This window comes from Streptomyces sp. NPDC045968 (assembly GCF_056430475.1).
In genome coordinates, this window is the sequence record NZ_JBWKLF010000003.1 from 23,434 (window position 1) to 45,665 (window position 22,232).

At 70.5% G+C, this 22,232-nt stretch carries 21 protein-coding genes; 6 read left to right on the forward strand and 15 right to left on the reverse strand.

Features of this window, described 5'->3' with window-relative positions; genetic code table 11:
• Window positions 1-8: 8 nt before the first annotated feature.
• Entirely contained in the window at window positions 9-1,592 is a 1,584-nt protein-coding gene (locus AC07FA_RS09520) for an MDR family MFS transporter (protein ID WP_479074306.1), read from the reverse strand.
• A gap of 126 nt (window positions 1,593-1,718) precedes the next feature.
• Here AC07FA_RS09520 and AC07FA_RS09525 point away from each other — a divergent pair, with 126 nt between their 5' ends.
• Window positions 1,719-2,303, forward strand: a complete 585-nt coding sequence (locus AC07FA_RS09525; RefSeq protein ID WP_479075155.1) for a TetR/AcrR family transcriptional regulator — start codon at window positions 1,719-1,721, stop codon at window positions 2,301-2,303.
• A gap of 7 nt (window positions 2,304-2,310) precedes the next feature.
• Here AC07FA_RS09525 and AC07FA_RS09530 read toward each other — a convergent pair whose 3' ends face one another.
• On the reverse strand, window positions 2,311-3,030 hold the full coding sequence (locus AC07FA_RS09530; RefSeq protein WP_479074308.1) for a M23 family metallopeptidase: 720 nt from the start codon (window positions 3,028-3,030) through the stop codon (window positions 2,311-2,313).
• 456 nt (window positions 3,031-3,486) lie between these two features.
• On the opposite strand from AC07FA_RS09530, the gene AC07FA_RS09535 reads away from it, so the two are divergent.
• Window positions 3,487-3,864, forward strand: coding sequence for a trypco2 family protein (locus tag AC07FA_RS09535; protein ID WP_479074310.1), 378 nt, complete (start codon window positions 3,487-3,489; stop codon window positions 3,862-3,864).
• Entirely contained in the window at window positions 3,861-7,088 is a 3,228-nt protein-coding gene (locus AC07FA_RS09540; protein ID WP_479074312.1) for an NACHT domain-containing protein, read from the forward strand. The genes AC07FA_RS09535 and AC07FA_RS09540 overlap by 4 nt, the downstream gene beginning before the upstream one ends.
• An 81-nt stretch (window positions 7,089-7,169) precedes the next feature.
• On the opposite strand, the gene AC07FA_RS09545 is transcribed toward AC07FA_RS09540, so the two are convergent.
• Window positions 7,170-9,698: an ATP-dependent Clp protease ATP-binding subunit gene (locus AC07FA_RS09545; protein ID WP_479074314.1), complete on the reverse strand. Its 2,529-nt coding sequence runs from the start codon at window positions 9,696-9,698 to the stop codon at window positions 7,170-7,172.
• A 429-nt stretch (window positions 9,699-10,127) separates the two neighbouring features.
• Here AC07FA_RS09545 and AC07FA_RS09550 point away from each other — a divergent pair, with 429 nt between their 5' ends.
• A complete protein-coding gene (locus AC07FA_RS09550; RefSeq protein WP_479074316.1) occupies window positions 10,128-10,712 on the forward strand; it encodes an SCO3374 family protein in 585 nt (194 codons plus the stop codon).
• Here the strand turns inward: AC07FA_RS09550 and AC07FA_RS09555 are convergent.
• From AC07FA_RS09555 to AC07FA_RS09600, 10 genes are all read right to left on the reverse strand, one after another.
• The gene (locus AC07FA_RS09555; protein WP_173313782.1) at window positions 10,691-11,026 is read right to left on the reverse strand and encodes a histone-like nucleoid-structuring protein Lsr2; all 336 of its coding nucleotides are present in this window, start codon (window positions 11,024-11,026) and stop codon (window positions 10,691-10,693) included. The genes AC07FA_RS09550 and AC07FA_RS09555 overlap by 22 nt on opposite strands.
• Before the next feature lie 144 nt (window positions 11,027-11,170).
• Window positions 11,171-11,740: an amino-acid N-acetyltransferase gene (locus AC07FA_RS09560; RefSeq protein WP_479074319.1), complete on the reverse strand. Its 570-nt coding sequence runs from the start codon at window positions 11,738-11,740 to the stop codon at window positions 11,171-11,173.
• Window positions 11,741-11,749: 9 nt separating this feature from the next.
• Window positions 11,750-12,184 (reverse strand): BlaI/MecI/CopY family transcriptional regulator, encoded by a 435-nt coding sequence (locus AC07FA_RS09565; RefSeq protein ID WP_479074321.1) that lies wholly within the window; start codon window positions 12,182-12,184, stop codon window positions 11,750-11,752.
• Window positions 12,185-12,296: 112 nt separating this feature from the next.
• On the reverse strand, window positions 12,297-12,476 hold the full coding sequence (locus AC07FA_RS09570) for a hypothetical protein (protein ID WP_479074323.1): 180 nt from the start codon (window positions 12,474-12,476) through the stop codon (window positions 12,297-12,299).
• 68 nt (window positions 12,477-12,544) lie between these two features.
• A complete protein-coding gene (locus tag AC07FA_RS09575) occupies window positions 12,545-13,126 on the reverse strand; it encodes a hypothetical protein (RefSeq protein WP_479075157.1) in 582 nt (193 codons plus the stop codon).
• Window positions 13,127-13,263: 137 nt separating this feature from the next.
• Window positions 13,264-14,061 (reverse strand): type III pantothenate kinase, encoded by a 798-nt coding sequence (locus AC07FA_RS09580; protein ID WP_453526289.1) that lies wholly within the window; start codon window positions 14,059-14,061, stop codon window positions 13,264-13,266.
• Window positions 14,061-15,098, reverse strand: a complete 1,038-nt coding sequence (nadC, locus tag AC07FA_RS09585; RefSeq protein ID WP_479074325.1) for a carboxylating nicotinate-nucleotide diphosphorylase — start codon at window positions 15,096-15,098, stop codon at window positions 14,061-14,063. The genes AC07FA_RS09580 and nadC overlap by 1 nt, the downstream gene beginning before the upstream one ends.
• Window positions 15,095-16,840, reverse strand: coding sequence for an L-aspartate oxidase (locus AC07FA_RS09590; protein ID WP_479074327.1), 1,746 nt, complete (start codon window positions 16,838-16,840; stop codon window positions 15,095-15,097). The genes nadC and AC07FA_RS09590 overlap by 4 nt, the downstream gene beginning before the upstream one ends.
• The gene (gene panC, locus AC07FA_RS09595) at window positions 16,837-17,871 is read right to left on the reverse strand and encodes a pantoate--beta-alanine ligase (protein ID WP_479074329.1); all 1,035 of its coding nucleotides are present in this window, start codon (window positions 17,869-17,871) and stop codon (window positions 16,837-16,839) included. Before panC ends, AC07FA_RS09590 begins: the two co-directional genes overlap by 4 nt.
• On the reverse strand, window positions 17,868-18,833 hold the full coding sequence (locus tag AC07FA_RS09600) for a Rossmann-like and DUF2520 domain-containing protein (RefSeq protein WP_479074331.1): 966 nt from the start codon (window positions 18,831-18,833) through the stop codon (window positions 17,868-17,870). The genes panC and AC07FA_RS09600 overlap by 4 nt, the downstream gene beginning before the upstream one ends.
• Before the next feature lie 167 nt (window positions 18,834-19,000).
• On the opposite strand from AC07FA_RS09600, the gene AC07FA_RS09605 reads away from it, so the two are divergent.
• Window positions 19,001-20,146 (forward strand): threonine aldolase family protein, encoded by a 1,146-nt coding sequence (locus AC07FA_RS09605; RefSeq protein ID WP_479074332.1) that lies wholly within the window; start codon window positions 19,001-19,003, stop codon window positions 20,144-20,146.
• On the opposite strand, the gene AC07FA_RS09610 is transcribed toward AC07FA_RS09605, so the two are convergent.
• Window positions 20,130-20,294 carry a hypothetical protein gene (locus AC07FA_RS09610; RefSeq protein ID WP_479074333.1) on the reverse strand — a complete coding sequence of 55 codons (165 nt, stop codon included), beginning with the start codon at window positions 20,292-20,294 and terminating at the stop codon, window positions 20,130-20,132. The two genes, AC07FA_RS09605 and AC07FA_RS09610, sit on opposite strands and share 17 nt — an antisense overlap.
• A gap of 98 nt (window positions 20,295-20,392) precedes the next feature.
• Between AC07FA_RS09610 and AC07FA_RS09615 the strand changes: the two genes are divergently transcribed.
• Window positions 20,393-21,511, forward strand: a complete 1,119-nt coding sequence (locus AC07FA_RS09615; protein ID WP_479074334.1) for a DUF5937 family protein — start codon at window positions 20,393-20,395, stop codon at window positions 21,509-21,511.
• A gap of 38 nt (window positions 21,512-21,549) precedes the next feature.
• On the opposite strand, the gene AC07FA_RS09620 is transcribed toward AC07FA_RS09615, so the two are convergent.
• On the reverse strand, window positions 21,550-22,224 hold the full coding sequence (locus AC07FA_RS09620) for a response regulator transcription factor (protein ID WP_479074336.1): 675 nt from the start codon (window positions 22,222-22,224) through the stop codon (window positions 21,550-21,552).
• Window positions 22,225-22,232 lie beyond the last annotated feature (8 nt).

Genomic DNA, 22,232 nt, shown 5'->3' on the forward strand with positions numbered 1-22,232 from the left:
TCACCGCACTAGACGGTCTGCGACTCCTTGGCCGGTGAGGCCGGCGCATCGTCGGCGGGGGCCGGTGCCGCCGCGCCCCGCAGCGGCACCTCCTTGACGAACAGCGCCGCCACCAGGGCCAGCACGGCGACCGCGCCGCCCACCAGGAAGGCGATGTGCGTGCCGGACGCCACGGCGAACTCGTACGCCTCCCGCACCGGGACCGGCAGCTTCGACAGGCTTTCCGCGTCCAGTTGCGCCGACTTCTCGGTGATGCCTCCGCCGCCGTGCGCCGCCATCTCGTCCTGCACCCGGCCGGTGAAGAGCGCGCCCATGATCGCGACGCCGAAGGAGCTGCCGAGCGTACGGAAGAGGGTGGTCGCGGACGAGGCCACGCCCATGTCCTTGAGCTCGACGCTGTTCTGCGCGACGAGCATCGTGATCTGCATCAGGAAGCCCATGCCCGCCCCGAGCACCGCCATGTAGACGCCTGAGGTGAACCGCGAGGTGCCGGTGTCCATCTGTGCGAGCAGGAACAGGCCCGCCACCATCAGGGCGCTGCCCACGATCGGGAAGATCTTGTACTTGCCGGTGCTGGTGGTGACGCGGCCGGCGATCAGCGAGACGAGCATCATCGCGAGCAGCATCGGCAGGAGCAGCAGGCCGGAGTTGGTCGCCGACGCGCCCTGTACCGACTGCTGGAAGAGCGGCAGGAAGAGCACCGCGCCGAACATCACGAAGCCGACCATGAAGCCGACGACCGACATCAGCGTGAAGTTGAGGTTCCGGAAGATGTGCAGCGGGATGATCGGCTCGGCCGCCTTCGTCTCGACGAAGACGAAGCCGACGAGTGAGGCCACGCCGACGGCGACGAGCTCCATGATCACGGCCGAGCTCCAGGCGTACTCCGTACCGCCCCAGGTGGTGACCAGCACGATCGCGGTGATGCCCACGGTCAGCAGTGCGGCGCCCAGGTAGTCGACCTTCGCCTTCCTGCGCCGTGTCTTCGGCAGGTGCAGCACGGCGGTGACCATGGCGAGCGCGACCGCACCGAGCGGCAGGTTGATGTAGAAGCTCCAGCGCCAGCCCAGGTGGTCGGTGATGGTGCCGCCGACGAGCGGTCCGCCGATCATGGCGATCGCCATCACGCCGGCCATCATGCCCTGGTACTTGCCGCGCTCCCGGGGCGGCACCAGATCGCCGATGATCGCCATGACGCCGACCATCAGTCCGCCCGCGCCGAGGCCCTGGACCGCCCGGAAGCCGATCAGCTGGCCCATGTCCTGGGCCATGCCGCTCAGGACCGAGCCGATCAGGAAGATCACGATGGAGGTGAGGAAGACGCCCTTGCGGCCGTACATGTCGCCGAGCTTGCCCCAGATGGGGGTGGAGGCGGCCGTGGCCAGGGTGTACGAGGTGACCACCCACGACAGATGTTCCAGGCCGCCGAGGTCACCGACGATGGTCGGCATCGCGGTGCCGACGATCAGGTTGTCGAGCATGGCCAGCAGCATCGCGATCATCAGGGCCAGAATCACCACCCGTACGCTGCGCGCCTGTGGTTCCGCTTGCCCGGACGCCGTCCCGTCCACCGCTTTCTTCAGGTCCGCCATGGTCCCCACTCCCCTGCTCCCCGGTCCACCGGGGCACTTACTTGCCGCCCGGCTAGCTGACTACACTTGGGGAAGGTAGACCCGTCACTAGCCGGGCGTCAAGTAAGTTTGGGAGAAACCATGGGCATCGGCAGCACGCCGCAGCCGCGGCGCGGCAACACGCGCCAGCGCATTCAGGACGTGGCCCTGGAACTCTTCGCCGAGCAGGGGTACGAGAAGACCTCGCTCCGGGAGATCGCCGAACAGCTCGACGTGACCAAGGCCGCGCTGTACTACCACTTCAAGACCAAGGAAGAGATCCTCAACAGCATCTTCGAGGACCTCAACCGGCCCGTCGAGGAGCTGCTCGCCTGGGGCAAGGAGCAGCCGCGCACCCTGGAGACGAAGAAGGAGATCCTGGCCCGCTACAGCGACGCGCTCCTCGCCGCCGCCCCCCTCTTCCGCTTCATGCAGGAGAACCAGGCGACCGTACGCGATCTGAGCATCGGCGAGACGATCAAGGGCCGCGTCATCGCCCTGATCGATCTGATCAAGGACCCCGAGGCGTCACTCCCCGACCAGGTGCGCTGCATCAGCGCGCTCTTCACGATGCACGCCGGCATGTTCGCCCTGAAAGACGTCGACGGCGACCCCGAGGAGAAGCGCAAGGCCGTCCTCGAAGTCGCCGTCGAACTGGTCACCCGGGCACACGGCCCGGATCATCCGGCATAGGTCCGCGTCAGATGGAGACGTGCACCGAGCGCAGGAACGAGACCGGGTTGAGCGCGGAACCGTAGTTCGGGGTGGTCCGGATCTCGAAGTGGAGGTGCGGACCGCTGGAGTTTCCGGTGTTGCCGGACAGGGCTATCTTCTGGCCGGTCTTCACGGTCTGGCCGATCTTCACGTTGATCTGCGACAGGTGCGCGTACTGCGAGTACTTGCCGTTGGAGTGCTTGATCACGATGGCGTTGCCGTACGCGGGGCCGTCGCCGCCGCCGTTCGGGCCGGCCTTGACCACGGTGCCGGCGTGAGCGGCCTCGACCTTGGTACCGATCGGGACGGCGAAGTCCTGACCGGAGTGCTTGTGGGCCCAGCGGTCGCCGCCGGTGCCGTAGCTGGCGCTCAGCGTGTAGTGCTCGACCGGGGCCTCCCAGGAGGAGGCCTTCTTCTTCGCGGCGGCGGCCTTCTTCTTCGCCGCCTCCTTCGCCTTCGCCGACTTCTCGGCCGCGGCCTTCTTCGCGGACGAGGCCGCCTTGCTCTGCGCCTGCGCCTGCTTCGCGACGGAGTCGGCGGTACCCGCGACGACCGCGGTACCGGTGGTGCTCGCCGTACCGGAGGCCGCGAACGCCGCGCCCGCACCGAGCACCATCGATGCACCCACGGAAGCGGCGACCACGGTGCCACGGACTCGGGACAGGGACGGGCGGGCGGACTGCTGGAACGTAACGCGCTTCGACATACGGGGAAGTCCTCCGGTGGTGAGTGGAACCGGCGTTCTGCCGGACGTGCTCCACCTTGGTAACCCGCGACCCCACCTTGGCTCAAACACCCCATCTACGATGAAAAGCCGTAGTCGGGGCATCGGGAATTCGTTGACCGCGGTCCCGCGCGCAGGGCCCCGCGCCCCCTGGAAAACTCTGTCTCGGATCGGGTTTAGGCCCAGTTCGAACCCGCCCTAACCGGACATGTAGCGGCCTTCCGGGCACATCACCCTGTTTCGCTGAATGGCCCCTCCCCGGGCGGGACGAAGGTCCCTTCCGCGATCACGCCCCCTCCTCCTAGGCCGGCTAGTAGGCCCCTGAAGGGCTGTGCGCCTTGTCACCGCCGGTGGGACGAAAGGATGTCCGATTCGGGACCTTCGGCCCGCGGGCTGACTACGCTGTCGGGGAAGCGGCTCAGCTCTCGGGGGGACACGATGGCCGACGACGACAACGACGACACCCACGGCCCGGCCGGCATCGAGCTCGCCGACGCCGTGGAGTCCATCCGCGACCAGCTCATCGACGCCGCCACCCGCGCCACCGGCCGCCCTGTCTCCTTCGAGGTCGGTGAGATCCAGATGGAGTTCACGCTGGAGCTGCGCAAGGAGGCCAAGGGCGGCGCGAAGGTCAAGGCGTGGGTGGTGGAGGCGGGCGCCGACGCGTCCCGGTCGACCGCCCGCACCCACAAGGTCGCCTTCACGCTGACCCCCCGCAACGCCGTGACCGGCGGCGCCTGGGAGATCGGGCACGAGGACGGCGGCAGCACGGAACACTTCGGCCGGGGCCGCGGCCACGGACCGGACCGCCCGTGAGGGACGTACAGCCCGGGGACCGCGCGGTCGTCGTCCTGGGCGCCGGTTCCGTACAGGGCAGTGGCGTCCTGCTCACCGACCGGCTCGTGCTGACCTGCGCCCATGTGGTCAAGGGCAGCGGCCGGAGCCGTGTGGCGCACCCCGGTCTTGCGGAGCACCGGGACGCGACGGTCGCCTGGATCGACCACGACCTCGACGCCGCCCTTCTCCTGGCCGTGGAACCGGTGCTTCCCGTCCCGCCCGTGCGGCTGGGCGCCCTCGCCGGCGACCAGGCACTCCACGACTGCGAGATCACCGGCTTCCCGGACATCCAGCGGTACGGCTCCGGGGGGCATCTGGAGGCGGACCAGTACACGGCCACGGTTCTGCCCATGGCGGGCCGGATGCGCAGCCTGATGATCTGCGAACTCGACGGCCCGCCCCCGGCCACCGACGGCCACGGTGTCCCCATGCTCCGGGGCCTGTCCGGCGGCCCCGTCTTCGCCGGGAACGTGCTGCTCGGCATCGCCCGCCAGGTCCCGCGGCAGCGCGGCGGCCGGCGGGTGGAGTGTGTCGCGCTCGCCCTGCTCGCCGCCGCCAGGCCGCTCCAGCTCGTCTACGAGCAGGCCACCGGCACGTCGCTGAGCTGCGAGAAGGTCCACGGCCACCATCCGAGGGACCGGCAGTACGAGGAGGAGTACGCGGCCTCGGTCGGCGCCGCCTACCGGCGCACGAAGGTCTTCGGCCTCGACGAGCTGAACCGGAACGAGACCGAGTGGGACCTGGACACCGCGTATCTGAGCCTGGAGGCCCAGCCGCCCGACGCCCGCGCGGACCGGCGCCCGCCCTCGGTGCCGCAGCGCGTCGACGCCCTGCTGTCCGACCGCCCCCGGGTGCTGCTGCGGGGAAACGCGGGCGCCGGGAAGACCACCCTGATCTGGTGGCTCGCCGCACACGCCGCGGCCCGCACCCTCCCCGAGCGGCTGGACGCCCTCAACGGCCTGGTGCCCTTCGTCGTCCCCCTGCGCACCCTGCGCGCCCGGGGCGGGACCTTTCCCGGGCCCGCCGGGCTGCCCACCGCGGCCCGGCTGGTCATCGACGGCCCACCGGAGGGCTGGGCGGGCCGGGTCCTGGAATCCGGCCGGGCGCTGCTGCTGGTCGACGGTCTGGACGAGGTCTCGCAGGACGACCGCGAGGAGGCGCACGACTGGCTGTCCCGGCTGCTGGAGCGCTACCCGGGCATCCGGTGCGTGGCGACCGTACGCCCGCTCGCCGTCGAACCGGACTGGCTGAAGGCACAGGACTTCGAGGAGTTACGGCTCCTACCGATGCGGAACGAGGACATCCGGTCCTTTGTGGGGGCCTGGCACAGGGCCGCCCGGCTGGACGGTGACGACCACACGCATCTGACCGAGCTGGAACAGGACCTGGCGCACCGTTTCACCCAGAACACCGCCCTGCGCGACCTCGCCCGCACTCCCCTGCTCTGCGCCGTGATCTGCGCCCTGCACCGGCGGCGCCAGGGTTTCCTGCCGGAGACCCGCTGGAAGCTGTACCGCTCCGCCCTCGACATGCTGCTGGGCAACCGCGACAAACGCCGCAGGATCCACGCGCCCGAGGGCATCACGATGGACGTCGAGGAGCAGACCCAGCTGCTCCAGCGCATCGCGGTCTGGCTGGTCCGCGAGGGCCAGTCGGAATTCTCCCGGGAACAGGCGCTGCGGCAGCTGGACCGTGCCCTGTCGGGCATGGAACGCGTCCGTAGCCAGGGCACGGCGGAGGAGATCCTGACGCACCTCCTGAACCGGAGCGGCCTCCTCCAGGAACGCACCGACGACTCCTACCAGTTCGCCCACCGCACCTTCCAGGACTTCCTGGCCGCCAAGGAGTTGATCGAGGACGACCATCTGAACGAGCTCCTGGGCCACGCGGCCGAGGAACAGTGGCAGGACGTCATCCTGCTGGCGGCCGGACACTGCGGACGGCGCGAACTGCCGGTCCTGGTGACCGGGTTGCTCGACGCGGGCCTGGCGGAGGCCAAGGGCTCGCTCGCGCGTACACAGCTCCATGTGCTGGCAGCGCTGTGCGAACAGCATGCGACCTGGCTCGACGGGACCGTCAGGGACCGGGTCCGCCGGCACACCGCGGACCTCTTCCCGCCGCGCGGGTTCGAGCACGTGCCGGTCCTGGCCAGGCTCGAAACCGCGGCGCTGGCTCTCCTGCCGGCGCCGGGCAGTGTCCCGGAGGACACGGACACCGTGTTTCACGTGACGCGCCTGATCAACAGGGTCGGCGGCGCCGAAGCCGTCCCGTACGCACGGCAGTGGGTCGAGGCGCACCCCTCCACCGGCTCCGAATTCGCGGGGGCCTGGTCCATGTATCCCACGGAGCCGTACGCGCGAGAGGTCCTGGCCCGGATCGAACCGCGCACCCCGATGACGGTCTTCACGGCCGATCAGCTGGCCGCGCTGCGCCACACACCCGGGGCCGTCCACGTCGGGCTGTTCGGTGCCCTCACCGACGACGACCTCCACGCGCTCCCCCAGGGTGTCGGCCCGGAGTATCTGAACATCGCGCACAACCCCGTACTGACCGACTTGAACTTCCTGCGTGTGTGCGGGGACCGGCTCACCGAGCTCAACATCAGCAAGTGCCCCCGGATCGCCTCCCTGGCACCCCTCTCCGCTCTCACGGTGCTCCGTCATCTGAAGCTGGACACCAGTGAGCTGCTGAACCAGACGCTGGGCTCGCTCAGCGGCCTGCGCTCGCTGACGCTGGCCTCGGCGTCGGCCGACCGCCTGGCCGACCTTCCCGCGCATCCACTCGTCACCAGCCTGCGCATCTGGCCCGACCGGCCCTTCGCCATGGCGGGCCTGGACGCGTGGAAGAGCCTGACCTCGCTCACCCTCCACAACGACTTCCCCACCGCCGGGCTGTCCGAGGCCCTGCGGAGCAGCCCCGGAATCACCGATCTCCAGCTCTCGGTGCCCGCGCTCCATCAGCTCCTCGCCGAGGAACCTCTCCCGCACATCACCGACCTGGGCTTCGAGTCCCTGCACGGCAGCGAGCTCGGCGCGATCGCCAGGACCTTTCCGTCCCTTGCCTCGCTCCGGATACGGCTCGGGCCGAACCCGCCGCACCCGCTCAATCTGGCCCCTCTCCGCGCCCTGCCCGGCTGCCGGGTCACGGTCAACGGCGCGTATTCGGAGATCGTCGGCGACGAAGGCATCGACGTCACGCTCTGACCGGACACGCAGAAAAAGGAGCTGCCCCGGAACCGACAACGGTCCGGGGCAGCCCCTTCGTACGTGCTGACTACGACGCCGCTAGACGTCCTTCGTCATGTTCGGGCCGGCGCCGCCTGCCGCCTGCTCGATCGGAGGAACGTCGGGCAGTGCCGACTTCTCCTCGCCACGGAACGAGAACTTCTTCTCCTCGCCCTCGCCCTCCGTGCCGACGACCACGATGTGACCGGGACGCAGCTCGCCGAAGAGGATCTTCTCGGAGAGGATGTCCTCGATCTCGCGCTGGATCGTCCGGCGCAGCGGCCGGGCGCCCATCACGGGGTCGTAGCCCTTCTTCGCCAGGAGCGCCTTGGCCTCGGCACTGAGCTCGATGCCCATGTCGCGGTCCTTGAGGCGCTCATCCACCTTGGCGACCATGAGGTCGACGATCTGGATGATGTCTTCCTCGGTCAGCTGGTGGAAGACGACCGTGTCGTCGACGCGGTTGAGGAATTCAGGCCTGAAGTGCTGCTTGAGCTCTTCGTTGACCTTGACCTTCATCCGCTCGTAGTTCGTCTTGACGTCGCCCTGGGCGGCGAAGCCCAGGTTGAAGCCCTTGGAGATGTCCCGGGTCCCGAGGTTGGTCGTCATGATGATGACCGTGTTCTTGAAGTCCACGACCCGGCCCTGGGAGTCGGTCAGGCGACCGTCCTCCAGAATCTGGAGCAGGGAATTGAAGATATCGGGGTGGGCCTTCTCGACCTCGTCGAAGAGGACGACGGAGAACGGCTTGCGGCGCACCTTCTCGGTGAGCTGTCCGCCCTCTTCGTAGCCCACGTAACCGGGGGGCGAACCGAAGAGACGGGAAACCGTGTGCTTCTCGCTGAACTCCGACATATCGAGGGAGATCAGCGCGTCCTCGTCACCGAAGAGGAATTCGGCGAGCGTCTTGGAGAGCTCGGTCTTACCGACACCGGACGGACCGGCGAAGATGAACGAGCCACCGGGGCGCTTCGGGTCCTTCAGACCGGCTCGCGTACGGCGAATCGCCTGCGAAAGGGCCTTGATGGCGTCCTTCTGCCCGATGACGCGCTTGTGGAGCTCGTCCTCCATGCGCAGCAGACGGGAGGACTCCTCCTCCGTCAGCTTGAAGACCGGGATGCCGGTGGCCGTGGCCAGGACTTCGGCGATGAGCTCGCCGTCGACCTCGGCGACGACGTCCATGTCGCCGGCCTTCCACTCCTTCTCGCGCTTGGCCTTCGCCGCCAGCAGCTGCTTCTCCTTGTCGCGGAGAGACGCCGCCTTCTCGAAGTCCTGGGAGTCGATCGCCGACTCCTTGTCGCGGCGGACACCCGCGATCTTCTCGTCGAACTCGCGGAGGTCCGGCGGCGCGGTCATCCGGCGGATGCGCATCCGGGAGCCGGCCTCGTCGATCAGGTCGATCGCCTTGTCCGGCAGGAAGCGGTCCGAGATGTACCGGTCGGCCAGCGTCGCGGCCTGGACCAGCGCCTCGTCCGTGATGGAGACCCGGTGATGGGCCTCGTAACGGTCGCGCAGACCCTTGAGGATCTCGATGGTGTGCGGCAGCGACGGCTCCGCGACCTGGATGGGCTGGAAGCGTCGCTCGAGAGCGGCGTCCTTCTCCAGGTGCTTGCGGTACTCGTCGAGCGTCGTGGCGCCGATGGTCTGGAGCTCGCCTCGCGCCAGCATGGGCTTGAGGATGCTCGCGGCGTCGATCGCGCCCTCGGCGGCACCCGCACCCACCAGGGTGTGGAGCTCGTCGATGAACAGGATGATGTCGCCGCGGGTGCGGATCTCCTTGAGGACCTTCTTCAGGCGCTCCTCGAAGTCACCGCGGTAGCGGGAACCCGCCACCAGGGCGCCGAGGTCGAGCGTGTAGAGGTGCTTGTCCTTGAGGGTCTCGGGCACCTCGCCCTTGACGATGGCCTGGGCCAGGCCCTCGACGACCGCCGTCTTGCCGACGCCGGGCTCGCCGATGAGAACCGGGTTGTTCTTGGTACGGCGGGACAGCACCTGCATGACCCGCTCGATCTCCTTCTCGCGCCCGATGACCGGGTCGAGCTTGGATTCACGAGCGGCCTGGGTGAGATTCCGGCCGAACTGGTCGAGCACCAGGGACGTGGAGGGCGTGCCCTCCGCGGGGCCGCCCGCTGTGGCCGCCTCCTTGCCTCCCGAGTACCCGGAGAGCAGCTGGATGACCTGCTGCCGCACCCGGTTCAGGTCGGCGCCCAGCTTCACGAGGACCTGGGCTGCGACGCCCTCGCCCTCGCGGATCAGGCCGAGCAGGATGTGCTCGGTGCCGATGTAGTTGTGGCCCAGCTGAAGGGCCTCGCGGAGCGAAAGCTCCAGGACCTTCTTGGCTCGGGGAGTGAAGGGGATGTGGCCGGACGGGGCCTGCTGGCCCTGACCGATGATCTCCTCCACCTGCTGGCGGACCGCCTCGAGCGAAATCCCGAGGCTCTCCAGGGCCTTAGCGGCGACACCCTCACCCTCGTGGATCAGGCCCAGGAGGATGTGCTCGGTGCCGATGTAGTTGTGGTTGAGCATCCGGGCTTCTTCCTGAGCCAGGACGACAACCCGCCGCGCGCGGTCGGTGAACCTCTCGAACATCGTTAATCGCTCCTCAGAGCGGTCAGGCAGTAAGGGGTCGGTCCCCTCCCTGTCCTTCCGCAGCTTAGTCCCGCAAGCGGGGACCGCTCATTCCAACTGCCGACACCCGTTCTTGGCCTCCTGCCCGGAACGCCGACAACTGCTCCAACCCGATGGTGCGAGACGATGTTCCCGCAGGCCAGGCAGATACCCCTTTCGCCAGTACGCCGATGGCGAACGTGAGACGTATCGGCCTGCGTGTCGCCCCTTCCCACTAGGGATGTCTTACCCGCAACCACTGACAGTCCATGCGGCGCGCCCCGGTTCCCTCAGCTACGGGCGAACATCTTCGCGCTCCCGGACGCGCCCGCACGCCCCCGTACCGGGCACACAGGGCGATCGGACGCCGACTCCGCGTAACCCGGGGGGCGGTTCGGCGGTTCATCGGGCATGGCCCTCACCGTCCCGCCTCCCCGCTCGTCGCCCGATGCCGACGACTGTGCGCGGTGGTACGAGCGCGAGCTGGGCTGGGCCACCGCGGAGGGGGCGCCGGTGCGTCTGCTGACCGGGCTGCGTTTCGACGTGCTGGAGCTGCCCGCCGACGCCGGTCACGCCGCCCTGCGGCGGCTGGGTCGTACGGGTCCGGTGGCACTGGCCGGGCAGCGGATGAGGCTGCTGGTGGCCGCGGGAGGCGCCGATGAGCTGCCGGGGCTGCTCGACTGGCTGGAGTGGGGCGGAATCGCCCTCGATCTGACCGCCGTCGGTACCGGCGGGCGGATCGCCGCCCCGGCGCCGCCCGGCTGGGCGGCCGGCTTGCCGGGGGCCGCGCTCTGGCTGCGGCCCCCCGAGCCGAGGCAGGAGGTCGAGCCGGTACTCCCGGCTCTCGTCGGCTTCGGGAACAGGGGTGGGGATGTTCCCGATCTCGCACGGCTGGTGGACGTGGCCGCGACGGAATGCCACCGGGCTCGATTGACGCGTGCCCGGACCGGACTGCTGACCGATAGGCCGACAGCTCAGCCGTTGGCCTTCTCGTAAGCCTCGCGGATCTCCGCGGGAACACGGCCGCGGTCATTCACATTGTGGCCGTTCTCCCGAGCCCACTTACGGATCTCGGCGGTGTCCTTGTTGCCACCGGTGACGGCGCGGCCCTTGCCACGACCGGTCGCGGCGCGGCCTCCGGTACGACGCCCACCCTTGGTGTACGGCTCAAGAAGACCACGGAGCTTGTCCGCGTTGGTCGTGGTGAGGTCGATCTCGTACGTCTTGCCGTCAAGTGCGAACGTCACTGTCTCGTCCGCCTCGCCACCGTCGAGGTCATCGACAAGAAGGACCTGAACCTTCTGTGCCACTGGATTTCCTTTCATCGAAAATGTAGTACGCGGAAAGGAAACCGCTTTTCCCCGGAAAACACAAACCCCTGGGAGAGGTTCAGGAGCGCAAGAACGCGGGAAACATGCGCGATTCGGACATAGGGCTCCGGCGGCTTCTGCCGATCACAGGTGCAGAAGCATCCGGCTGTTGCCCAAGGTGTTCGGCTTCACTCGTTCGAGACCGAGGAACTCCGCGACACCCTCGTCATAGGAACGCAGCAGCTCACTGTAGACATCTGTGTCGACCGGCGTCTCTCCGATCTCGACGAAGCCGTGCTTCGCGAAGAAGTCGACTTCGAAGGTGAGACAGAAAACCCGGCGCACCCCCAGCCAGCGGGCGGTCTGCAAGAGCTTGTCCAGCACCCGGTGTCCCACTCCCGCGCCCTTGATGCTGTGGTCGACGGCAAGAGTGCGCACTTCGGCGAGGTCTTCCCACATCACGTGGAGTGCGCCGCAACCGATGACACGGGCGTCCTCGTCGCGTTCCGCGACCCAGAACTCCTGGATGTCCTCGTAAAGCGTCACCGTCGCTTTGTCGAGCAGGATGCCTTCGGAGACGTACCCGTCAAGGAGGCTGCGGACCGACGCGACATCGGTCGTCCTGGCACGTCGGACGGTGATGGCGGGGCTATTTACCGACGGGTCGGTATGAAACTCGGTATCCGGCTGGGTTTGCGGCAGCTCTGAGGACATGCCCAGACGCTATCGCCCGGTCTCCGGCTCCGTGTCATCGGCCGGGGTTGTCTCACCGGCCGGACTCGCGGGCGGTTCGGGGAAGGTGGGCAGAACCATGCGCATGGCGTCCCGGAGAGCCTCGCGCTGTTCGGCCGACATCATGCCGAAGAAGGCGACGAGAGCCGCGGCGGGGTTGTCACTGCGGGACCACGCTTCGTTCATCAGTGCGGCCGAGTACGCGGCACGGGTGGAGACCGCCGTATATCGATATGCGCGGCCGTCGACTTCCCTGCGCACCCAGCCCTTCTGATGGAGATTGTCCATTACCGTCATGACCGTCGTGTACGCGATGGACCGTTCCTGCTGAAGGTCCTCAAGAACTTCCCGCACGGTGACCGGACGGTTCCATTGCCAGACCCGTGTCATCACGGCGTCTTCCAGCTCTCCCAATTGGCGAGGCACAGCGTCACCTTAGTGCTAGATGTCTGGAATGGACGGTTATTTACACAGCAAAAGGGCGTACAGCTCGTCACTCACGAGCCGTACGCCCTTCTCAGGTCCGGGTCAGACGCGGTCAGACACCTTCGGCCCGCGGGGCCTGGCGGCCCGACTCCGCGCCGGAGATCGCGGCATCCACGGCCGCGTCCTCCTTGGTCTTGTTCGGACCGCCCTGACTCTTGACGATCGTCACGACGAGACCGATGAAGAAGGCGGCCATCACCACGGGGGGCAGAAGCGCGGATACGTAGTCCATGCCGTCCAGAGTAGCGAGCCCCGCACGGCCGGAGCCCGCGCCCTCCCGGGGAGGGCGCGGCGGACCGGTCACCCCGCGGCGCGTTCCTCGGACGGGGGTACGGGGCGGCGGCGCGGCGGGAAGACCTCGGAGGGCTTCGGCATGGGGCGCTCCCCGGGCTGCGGCGGGCGGACGGGCGCAGGCGGGGCCTTCGGCCGGTCCGGCTCCTTCGCGGCCGCGAGGCCGCCGGGCAGGGCGAGCAGGCGGCTGCGGGGGGCCGGAGCCGACATGGCGACGGCGCGTCCGGCGAGGCGGGCCCGGACGGAGCGCTCCGCGATCACCTGACAGCGTTCCAGGAGAGCCGCCGCGAGTGGTCTCCCGCGCAGCGCGCGCAGGGCGGCCAGGTCGTCGGGGCGGGGGTCGTATCCGGCGGCCAGGGCGTCCTGGAGGAGCTCCAGGTAGCCGGAGACGGAGCCGGGGAGTGCTTCGCGATAGCGGGCGAGATCGGCGAGGAGGAAGGCGCGCAGCCGGCCGGCCTCGCCGACCGCCTCGTCCACGGCCCCCGCGAGACGCAGGCAGTCCTGGACATCCTCTTCGGGCAGGGGCGTGGGGTGGAGGGCAATGGCGAGGACGCGTCGGAGCACCCGCAGCTCGTCCGCGCTGAACGCCATGCCGCCGCGTGATCCGTAGGGCGTGGGCATAACGCGACAATACGTGCTAAATGGACAAAATCCGTTTAACTGGCCGTGGGCGGCGCGCCGTCTGCCGGCGCGCCGCCGGACCATACCCGCAGGTGCGGGCGCATGCGTCAGAGCCGGGCGATGTTGCGTTCGTACACGAGGCGCAGACCGATGAGCGTCAGCCAGGGCTCGTGCTCGTCGATGACGGAGGACTCCCCCAACACCATCGGAGCAAGGCCGCCGGTCGCGATGACGGTGACGTCGTCCGGGTCGGCCGCGAGCTCCTTCTTCATCCGTGTCACGACGCCGTCGATCTGGCCCGCGAAGCCGTACACGATGCCGGACTGCATGGCTTCGACGGTGTTCTTGCCGATGACGCTGCGCGGCCTGGCCAGCTCGATCTTGCGGAGCTGGGCACCCTTGACCCCGAGCGCCTCCACCGAGATCTCGATGCCGGGCGCGATCACGCCGCCGGTGTACTCGCCGCGGGCGGAGACCGCGTCGAAGGTGGTGGCCGTACCGAGGTCCACGACGATCGCGGGACCGCCGTAGAGCTCGACCGCGGCGACCGCGTTGATGATGCGGTCCGCGCCGACCTCCTTGGGGTTGTCGGTCAGGACCGGCACACCGGTCTTGACGCCCGGCTCCACGAGGATCGCGGGGACGTCACCGTAGTAGCGGCGGGTGACCTCGCGGAGCTCGTGCAGGACGGCGGGGACGGTGGAGCAGATCGCGATCCCCTCGATGCCGTCGCCGAGCTCCACACCGAGCAGCGGGTGCATGCCCATGAGCCCCTGGAGCAGCACGGCGAGCTCGTCGGCCGTACGGCGGGAATCCGTCGAGATCCGCCAGTGCTCGACGATCTCCTCGCCGTCGAACAGGCCGAGGACCGTGTGCGAGTTGCCGACGTCGATGGTGAGCAGCATCAGGCGCCGGCCCCATCGGTGTCGCGGAAGTCCAGGCCGATGTCGAGGATCGGGGAGGAGTGGGTGAGCGCCCCGACGGCCAGGTAGTCGACGCCCGCTTCGGCGTAGGCGCGCGCCGATGCCAGGGTGAGCCGGCCGGAGGACTCCAGCACGGCACGGCCGCCGACAAGGGCGACGGCCTCCTCCGTCTGCGCCGGGGTGAAGTTGTCCAGCAGGATCAGGTCGACGCCCGCGTCGAGGACCTCGCGGACCTGCTCCAGCGTGTCGACCTCGACCTCGATCGGTACGTCCGGGAACGCGTCCCTGACCCGCTTGAACGCCTCGGCGACGCCGCCCGCCGCCACGACGTGGTTGTCCTTGACGAGCGCAGCGTCCGAGAGGGACATGCGGTGGTTGACGCCGCCGCCGCAGCGCACCGCGTACTTCTCCAGCGCGCGCAGCCCGGGCGTCGTCTTGCGGGTGTCGCGGACCTTGGCCTTCGTACCGTCGAGCACATCGGCCCAGGCGCGCGTGGCGGTCGCGATGCCCGAGAGCCTGCAGAGCAGGTTGAGGGCGCTGCGCTCGCCGGTGAGCAGGTCACGGGTGCGGGTGGTGACCGTCAGCAGCTTCTGGCCGGCCGCGATGCGGTCGCCGTCCTCGACATGCCGCTCCACCTCGAACTCGTCCGTACAGACGATCGAGAGCACCGCTTCCGCGATGTGGATACCGGCGACGACACCCGCCTCGCGCGCGGTGAAGTCACCGGTCGCGACGGCGTCCTCGGGGACCGTCGCCACGGTCGTGACGTCCACCCCGCCGTCGAGGTCCTCCTCGATCGCCACGTGGGCGACGTCCTCGACCTGGACCGGGTCCAGCCCGGAGTCGGCGAGCAGCTGGGCGAGGGCCGGGTCGAGACCGCACTCCAGGCCGTCGGGGTCGTAACCGTCGCCGCAGCCGCAGCCCTCGCCGCAGCCTCCGGCGGCGGGAGCGGGCGCGCCGATGTGGATCAGCGGTACGTCCACGGGCGTGGGGCGCGGATTCTCTTCGGGCGTGCTCACGGTTGCGGCTCCTCGGGGGCGTCGGCGGGGTGGTTCGGGGTGCTTGGGCAGTCTGGTGTCCCGGTACCGCGTACGGGCGGGAATGCGGCGGTCTCCGTACGGCTGACGACCAGCCGCCGGTCCGGGGCGATCCGTACGACGAGGTGGCGGCGCCAGTTCTCGTCGTCCCGGTCGGGCCGGTCCTCGCGCCAGTGGCAGCCGCGGGTCTCCTCGCGCTCGCGGGCCGCGGCGACCAGGACCCGCGAGACCAGGAGCAGGTTGGTGGCCTCCCAGGCGTCCACTCCGGGCACGGCCACCTTGGGTTCGGCCGCGTCCGCGTCGTCGGCCGCGGTGCGGTGCAGGGCGTCCAGCTCATCGGCCGCGGTGGCGAGACTGGAGGCGGAACGGATGACTCCGGCGCCCTTCGTCATGATCCGCTGGATCGCGGCGCGGGACTCGGGCACCAGGAGGGGCGAGGTGCTGCCGCCGACGGGTTCCACCGCCTCGGTGCGCTCCGGCCGGTCCCGCACGATGTCGGCCGCGATGCGCTCGGCGAAGACCAGGCCCTCCAGGAGCGAGTTGGAGGCCAGGCGGTTCGCGCCGTGCACGCCCGTACAGGCGACCTCGCCGCAGGCGTACAGACCCGGGACCGTCGTACGGCCGGCGAGGTCGGTGCGGATACCGCCCGACGCGTAGTGCGCGGCCGGGGCGACCGGGATCGGTTCGGTGACCGGGTCGATGCCGTGGGCCCGGCAGGCCGCCAGGATCGTGGGGAAGCGGTGCTCCCACATCTCGGCGCCGAAGTGCCGGGCGTCCAGATACATGTGCTCGGTGCCGTGGAGGTGCATCTGGCGGGTGATGGCCTTGGCGACGATGTCGCGCGGCGCCAGCTCCGCCAGCTCGTGCTGTCCGAGCATGAAGCGGGTGCCGGACGCGTCGACGAGGTGGGCGCCCTCGCCCCGTACCGCCTCCGATACGAGGGGCTGCTGTCCCTCCGAGTCGGCGCCGAGGAACAGGACCGTCGGGTGGAACTGGACGAACTCCAGGTCGGAAACTTCCGCACCGGCCCGCAGCGCCAGGGCCACGCCGTCGCCCGTGGAGACCGACGGGTTGGTGGTGGCGGAGAAGACCTGGCCCATGCCGCCGGTGGCGAGGACGACCGCGGGGGCGCGGACCGCGCCCACGCCGTCGTGCTGTCCCTCGCCCATGACGTGCAGGGTGACTCCCGCCGTACGGCCTTCGGCGTCGGTGAGGAGGTCCAGGACCAGGGCGTTCTCCACGGTGTGCAGGGCCGCCGAACGCACTGCCTCGACCAGGGCACGGGAGATCTCGGCGCCCGTGGCGTCGCCTCCGGCGTGCGCGATACGGCGGCGGTGGTGGCCGCCCTCGCGGGTCAGGGCGATGTCGCCGCTCTCCGTCTTGTCGAAGAGCGCGCCGGTTTCGATCAGCCTGCGCACGGCGTCGGGGCCCTCGGTGACCAGGGCCCGTACCGCCGTCTCGTCGCACAGGCCCGCGCCCGCGACCAGGGTGTCGGCCAGGTGCTGTTCGGGGGTGTCGCCCTCCCCGAGGGCCGCCGCGATGCCGCCCTGCGCCCAGCGGGTGGAGCCGTCGTCGAGACGGGCCTTGGTGACGACGACCGTGGCGAGGCCCGCGGCGGCGCAGCGCAGTGCGGTGGTGAGACCGGCCACGCCCGAGCCGACCACGACGACGTCCGCGTCGATGGCCCAGCCGGGGGCGGGGGCGGTCAGCCGTATTCCGGTCACGTGAGGGCTCCGAGGGTCAGCGGGATGTTGTCGATCAGCCGGGTGGCGCCCACCCGTGCCGCCACGGCGAGGATCGCCTCGCCGTGGTCGCGGTCGTCGGGGATCTCGGTGAAGTCCGCCGGATCGACGAGGGCGAGGTAGTCCACGGCGAGCGGTGGCTGTTCCCTGGACGCGTCCTCCAGGATGAGCCGGGCCGCGGCGCGGACCGCGGCGGGGCCGCCGCTCGGCCGGGCCAGGGCCACCGCCTGGGTGTCGGCGGCCGCCCGGGACTCGCCGAGCGCGGCGAGCCCGGCGACCCGGCTCGCGTTCGCCGTGGTCGCCGCCGCGCGTTCGTGCAGTGCCTGCTGGGCGGCCAGCCGGTCGCGGGCCGCGAACAGGGCACGCGGCAGCGCGAGAGCGGTGTGCCGCTCCTCGGCGGAGAGGAACCGGTTGCGGCTGGAGAGTGCGAGGCCGTCGGGGTCGCGGACGGTGGGCACGCCCGTGATCTCGACGCCGAAGTTGAGATCACGCACCATGCGGCGGATCAGCGCCAGCTGCTGGGCGTCCTTCTGCCCGTAGAGCGCCTCGTCGGGGCGAGTGAGGTGGAGCAGCTTGGCGACGACGGTGAGCATGCCGTCGAAGTGCCCGGGGCGTGCGGCGCCTTCGAGGCGCTCGCCCATGGGGCCGGCGGTGATGCGGACCTGGGGTTCGCCCCCCGGGTACACCTCGTCGACCGAGGGCGCGAAGACCGCGTCGGCGCCCGCCGCCGCGGCGACGTCGAGATCCGCGTCGAGCGTGCGCGGGTAGCGGTCGAGGTCGGCCGCCTCACCGAACTGGAGCGGGTTCACGAAGACGGTGACCACGACCTGGCCGGCCGGGCCGGCGGCGGAGCGCGCGGTACGGATCAGGGTGGCGTGGCCTTCGTGGAGCGCGCCCATCGTCATGACGACGACGCGGCGTGCCCCGGCCGGGCGGCGCAGGGCGTCCAGCTCGGCCGCGGTGTGCAGGAGGGCGGGGGTGAGGGTCCTCGCGCCGGGATCCTGGACGTTCATCGGGCCTCCCCCGGTCCTGTGCCTTCGGTCCCGCCGGGCCCGGCCGTGCGGCCGCCGTCGGCCAGGACACCGAGCAGGTCCTCCGCGAGTTCCGGCTTGAGCATCCCGTGCGCGAGGGCCCGGTCGGCCGTGGCGCGGGCCATCGCGACGTATCCGGCGACCGTCTCCGGCGCGTGCGCGCGCAGCTCGCCGATGTGTGCCGCGACCGTGCCCGCGTCACCGCGGGCCACGGGGCCCGTCAGCGCCGCGTCGCCCGAGCGCAGGGCGTTGTCGAGCGCCGCCCCGAGAAGCGGGCCGAGCATCCGGTCGGGGGCGGATACACCGGCCTTGGCGAGCAGTTCCATGGCCTCCGCGACCAGGGTGACCAGGTGGTTCGCACCGAGGGCGAGCGCCGCGTGGTACAGCGGACGGGACTCCTCCGCGATCCATTCGGGCTCGCCGCCCATCTCGATGACGAGTGCCTCCGCGGCGAGTCTGAGCTCCACGGGGGCGGTGACACCGAACGAGCAGCCCGCGAGCCGCTGGACGTCGACGGAGCTGCCGGTGAAGGTCATCGCCGGGTGCAGGGCGAGGGGCAGCGCCCCGGCCCGCCTGGCGGGGTCGAGCACCTTGGTCCCGTACCGCCCCGAGGTGTGGACGATCAGCTGCCCCGGCCGTACGGCACCGGTCTCGGCGAGGCCCTCGACCAGACCGGGCAGCGCGTCGTCGGGGACGGTCAGCAGCACCAGCTCGGCGCGTGCCAGCACCTCGGCGGGCGTCACCAGGGGTACGTCGGGGAGCAGCGCGGCCGCCCGGCGCACCGATGCGTCGGAGACGCCCGACACGGCCACCGGGCGGTGCCCGGCGAGCTGGAGCGAGGCGGCGAGTGCCGGGCCGACCCGGCCCGCGCCGACGACACCGACCGTGAGGCGGGCGGGGCGGTCCCTCGCGTCGAGGGGGTCCTTCGAAGTTGTCGTATTCACGCGGCGATGGCCTTCCGTTCCAGTCCGCGGGGGGTACCGGACGATTTCTCTGCATGCTACGCCAGCGTTTCGCGCCGCCCGTCGGCTGTCCACAGGCTGTGGGTAACTCCGCGGCTCCGGTGGAAATCCGGTCGGGCGATGTCAGCGGTCCGGGTAATGATCGTCCCATGACGGACACCGAGGGGCAGAAGGAGCGGCAGCGCAGGCTGGCCGCGTGGCGGCAGTCGGGGCGGGTGCTGGCACGGACGTCCGCGGAGACCACGATCGGCGAACGGCTGACCGCGCTGGCGGCAGACGCGGGCGCCGTCCACGACCTGGCCGACTGGACCGATGTGTACGGGGACGGGGTGGTCGCCGCGGTCGAGCGACGGGTGGCTGAGCTGCTCGGCACGGAGGCCGCCGCGTTCTTCCCGACCGGGACGATGGCCCAGCAGGTCGCGCTGCGCTGCTGGGCGGGACGGACCGGCAACCCGGCCGTGGCCCTGCACCCGCTCTCCCATCCCGAGAGGCACGAGCGGGGCGCGCTGAGCACGGTGAGCGGGCTGCGTACGGTGCACCCGACGTCCGCTCCGCGGCTGCCCACGGCCGACGAGATACGGGACTTCCCCGAGCCGTTCGGGACGCTGATGCTGGAACTGCCGCTGCGCGACGCCGGTTTCGTGCTGCCCACGTGGGAGGAGCTGGAGGGCGTGGTGGCCGCCGCGCGTGAGCGGGACGCGGTGGTCCACCTGGACGGGGCGAGGCTGTGGGAGTGCGGCCCGCACTTCGGGCGCGAACTGCCCGGGATCGCCGCCCTGGCGGACAGCGTGTACGTGTCGTTCTACAAGTCCCTGGGCGGGCTCTCCGGGGCCGCGCTCGCCGGTCCCGCCGAGCTGGTGGACGAGGCCCGGACATGGCGCCACCGGTACGGCGGAGACGTCTTCCAGCAGCACCCTGCCGCGCTCTCCGCGCTGCTCGGCCTGGAACGGGAGCTGCCGCGGCTGCCCTCGTACGTCGCGCACGCGAAGGTGGTCGCCGGGGCGTTGACCGAGGGCTTCGGGGAGTCGGCGGTCCCCTGGTCCCGGGTTCATCCGGAACCACCGCACACCCATCAGTTCCAGGTGTGGCTGCCGTACGGAGAGGCCGTGCTGAACGAGGCGTCGGTACGGCAGGCGGAGGAGACGGGGGTGACGCTGTTCCACCGGTGGTCCCCCGGGCCGTCGACGCCGCCCGGGGTCTCGTTCACGGAGATCACGGTCGCCGCGGAGGGACTGGAGTGGACGGCGCGGGATGTGCGGGGGGCGGTGGCGGAGTTCGTCAGGCGGCTGGGGTAGTCGTGCGGGCGGCGGCCGTCCAGGCCCGGAACCGGTCGCGGAGATCCCGGAGCACCTCCAGATCGTGCCGGCCGGGCGGCGGCGGGGGCGTCTCGGCGTGCTGCGCCGCGCGGTAGCTGTCGAGCATGTGCTGCTGAATGGCGTCCATGTCTCCAGGGTGAGCCGGTCCCGGCGGGTCGGCGCGTGGATTGACGAGCACCGTCAAACGGGGCGTGCCCCCGTCCCCGTACCCCCCACCATGGAGGGGTGAGCGTACACATCGACATCGCGGGCCTGCCCGCCGACCGCATCGTCTTCGAGACCTCGCCCCTCGCCGAGCTGGGGCTTGCTCTGCACGCGCTCTCCGAGCCCGGCCACCATCCGGGGCTGCACGGCTGGGCGACCGTGACCGCCGCCTCCCTGGAGCCCGACCTCGCGGACCGGCTCCACGAGGCGGAGTTCCTCTGGCGCAACACCTTCTCGGACGTCTTCATGCCGTTCGCCGGGGTGCGCGGCGGTGACGGCAGGACAGGGGCCACGCTCGCCGAGGATCTGGACATCCTCGACACGATGGACGACGAGCGGTTCGTCGCCGCCGCCCTGGAATTCACCTGTGCCAGCCAGTACGGCATCGGCGCGCCGTCACCGCTGGCGGATGCCACGATGCGCAACCGCGCGCTGGACCTGGCCGCGGCCCGCGGACCTCAGCAGGTGGAGTTCACCCAGCAGTTGCTCGCCGATCCGGCGTCCGTACGCACGTGGGTCCGGCGGCTCTTCGAGGACTGCGACGAGGCGTTCTTCGCGGACACCTGGCGGCGGGTGCAGGTCCAGCTCGTCGCCGACGCCCGGCACAAGACGGAACTGCTGCGGCGCAAGGGCCTCGACGAGGCGATGCGCGCGGTCTCCGCAGCCCTGTCGCTGAACGAGGAAGGGACCCGGCTCAGCGTCGACAAGCTGACCGAGGGCCGGACCAACGCCGCCGACCCGGCCGTCGGCCCCGGGCTCACCCTCGTACCGACCACGTTCGGCTGGCCGCACCTCATGGTGCTGCACGCCCCGGGCTGGCGGCCGGTGATCCACTACCCGGTGCACCGCCCCGAACTGCCCTCCCCCGCCTCCGTCGAGCTGCTCCAGCTCCGGATGGAGGCGCTGGCCCATCCGATGCGGATGCGTCTGTGCCGCAACCTCGCCCGTTCCCCGTACACCACCGGCGAACTCGCCGACTCGCACGGGATCACGGCCCCCGAGGTCTCCCGGCACCTCTCGGTACTGAAGAAGGCCGGTCTGGTCACGACCCGGCGGCGCGGCCGGTACGTCCTGCACCAGCTGGACCTGACCGTGGTGACCCGGCTCGGCAGCGACTTCCTGGAGGCGGTCCTGCGCTGAGCGGGGGGCTGCGCCGGGGCCTCGCAGGCGCCGTGCGGTCAGCCCGTTCCGCCGCCGGCCCGGACCAGGCCCGTCTCGTACGCCAGGACGACAACCTGCACCCGGTCACGGAGGTTCAGCTTCGTCAGGATGCGGCCGACATGGGTCTTCACGGTCGCCTCGGACAGCACGAGCCGTGCCGCGATCTCGCCGTTCGACAGCCCCTGGGCGACCAGCATCATCACTTCGCGTTCCCGCTCGGTGAGCTTCTCGATGTGCTTGTGGGCGGGGTCCTTGCCGCTGCTGGGCAGCATCGAGGAGAAACGGTCCAGCAGGCGACGGGTGGTGGACGGCGCGACGACCGCGTCACCGCTGTGCACGGCACGGATCGCGGCGAGCAGTTCGCCGGGCGGCACGTCCTTGAGCATGAAGCCGCTGGCCCCCGCCTTCAGCCCGGAGAAGGCGTACTCGTCCAGGTCGAACGTGGTCAGGATGAGCACCTTGGGCGGGTCGGTCTGCGCACAGATGCGCCGGGTCGCCTCGACGCCGTCCAGCCTCGGCATGCGTACGTCCATCAGCACCACGTCGACGGCGGTGGCGCGCAGCACCTCGATCGCCTCCGCGCCGTCACCCGCCTCGGCCACGACCTCCATGTCCGGCTGGGCGGCGAGCACCATCCGGAATCCGGTGCGCAGCAGCACCTGGTCGTCGACGAGCATCACGCGGATCGCCATGAGGGGTC

What these genes read in the sequence shown, in the direction of transcription:
- AC07FA_RS09520 (WP_479074306.1), bottom strand. Translation starts at nt 1,592, where the DNA reads ATGGCGGACCTGAAGAAAGCGGTGGACGGGACGGCGTCCGGGCAAGCG.
- AC07FA_RS09530 (WP_479074308.1), bottom strand. Translation starts at nt 3,030, where the DNA reads ATGTCGAAGCGCGTTACGTTCCAGCAGTCCGCCCGCCCGTCCCTGTCC.
- AC07FA_RS09535 (WP_479074310.1), top strand. Translation starts at nt 3,487, where the DNA reads ATGGCCGACGACGACAACGACGACACCCACGGCCCGGCCGGCATCGAG.
- AC07FA_RS09545 (WP_479074314.1), bottom strand. Translation starts at nt 9,698, where the DNA reads ATGTTCGAGAGGTTCACCGACCGCGCGCGGCGGGTTGTCGTCCTGGCT.
- AC07FA_RS09550 (WP_479074316.1), top strand. Translation starts at nt 10,128, where the DNA reads ATGGCCCTCACCGTCCCGCCTCCCCGCTCGTCGCCCGATGCCGACGAC.
- AC07FA_RS09560 (WP_479074319.1), bottom strand. Translation starts at nt 11,740, where the DNA reads ATGTCCTCAGAGCTGCCGCAAACCCAGCCGGATACCGAGTTTCATACC.
- AC07FA_RS09570 (WP_479074323.1), bottom strand. Translation starts at nt 12,476, where the DNA reads ATGGACTACGTATCCGCGCTTCTGCCCCCCGTGGTGATGGCCGCCTTC.
- AC07FA_RS09575 (WP_479075157.1), bottom strand. Translation starts at nt 13,126, where the DNA reads ATGGCGTTCAGCGCGGACGAGCTGCGGGTGCTCCGACGCGTCCTCGCC.
- AC07FA_RS09580 (WP_453526289.1), bottom strand. Translation starts at nt 14,061, where the DNA reads ATGCTGCTCACCATCGACGTCGGCAACTCGCACACGGTCCTCGGCCTG.
- panC (WP_479074329.1), bottom strand. Translation starts at nt 17,871, where the DNA reads ATGAACGTCCAGGATCCCGGCGCGAGGACCCTCACCCCCGCCCTCCTG.
- AC07FA_RS09605 (WP_479074332.1), top strand. Translation starts at nt 19,001, where the DNA reads ATGACGGACACCGAGGGGCAGAAGGAGCGGCAGCGCAGGCTGGCCGCG.
- AC07FA_RS09610 (WP_479074333.1), bottom strand. Translation starts at nt 20,294, where the DNA reads ATGGACGCCATTCAGCAGCACATGCTCGACAGCTACCGCGCGGCGCAG.
- AC07FA_RS09620 (WP_479074336.1), bottom strand. Translation starts at nt 22,224, where the DNA reads ATGGCGATCCGCGTGATGCTCGTCGACGACCAGGTGCTGCTGCGCACC.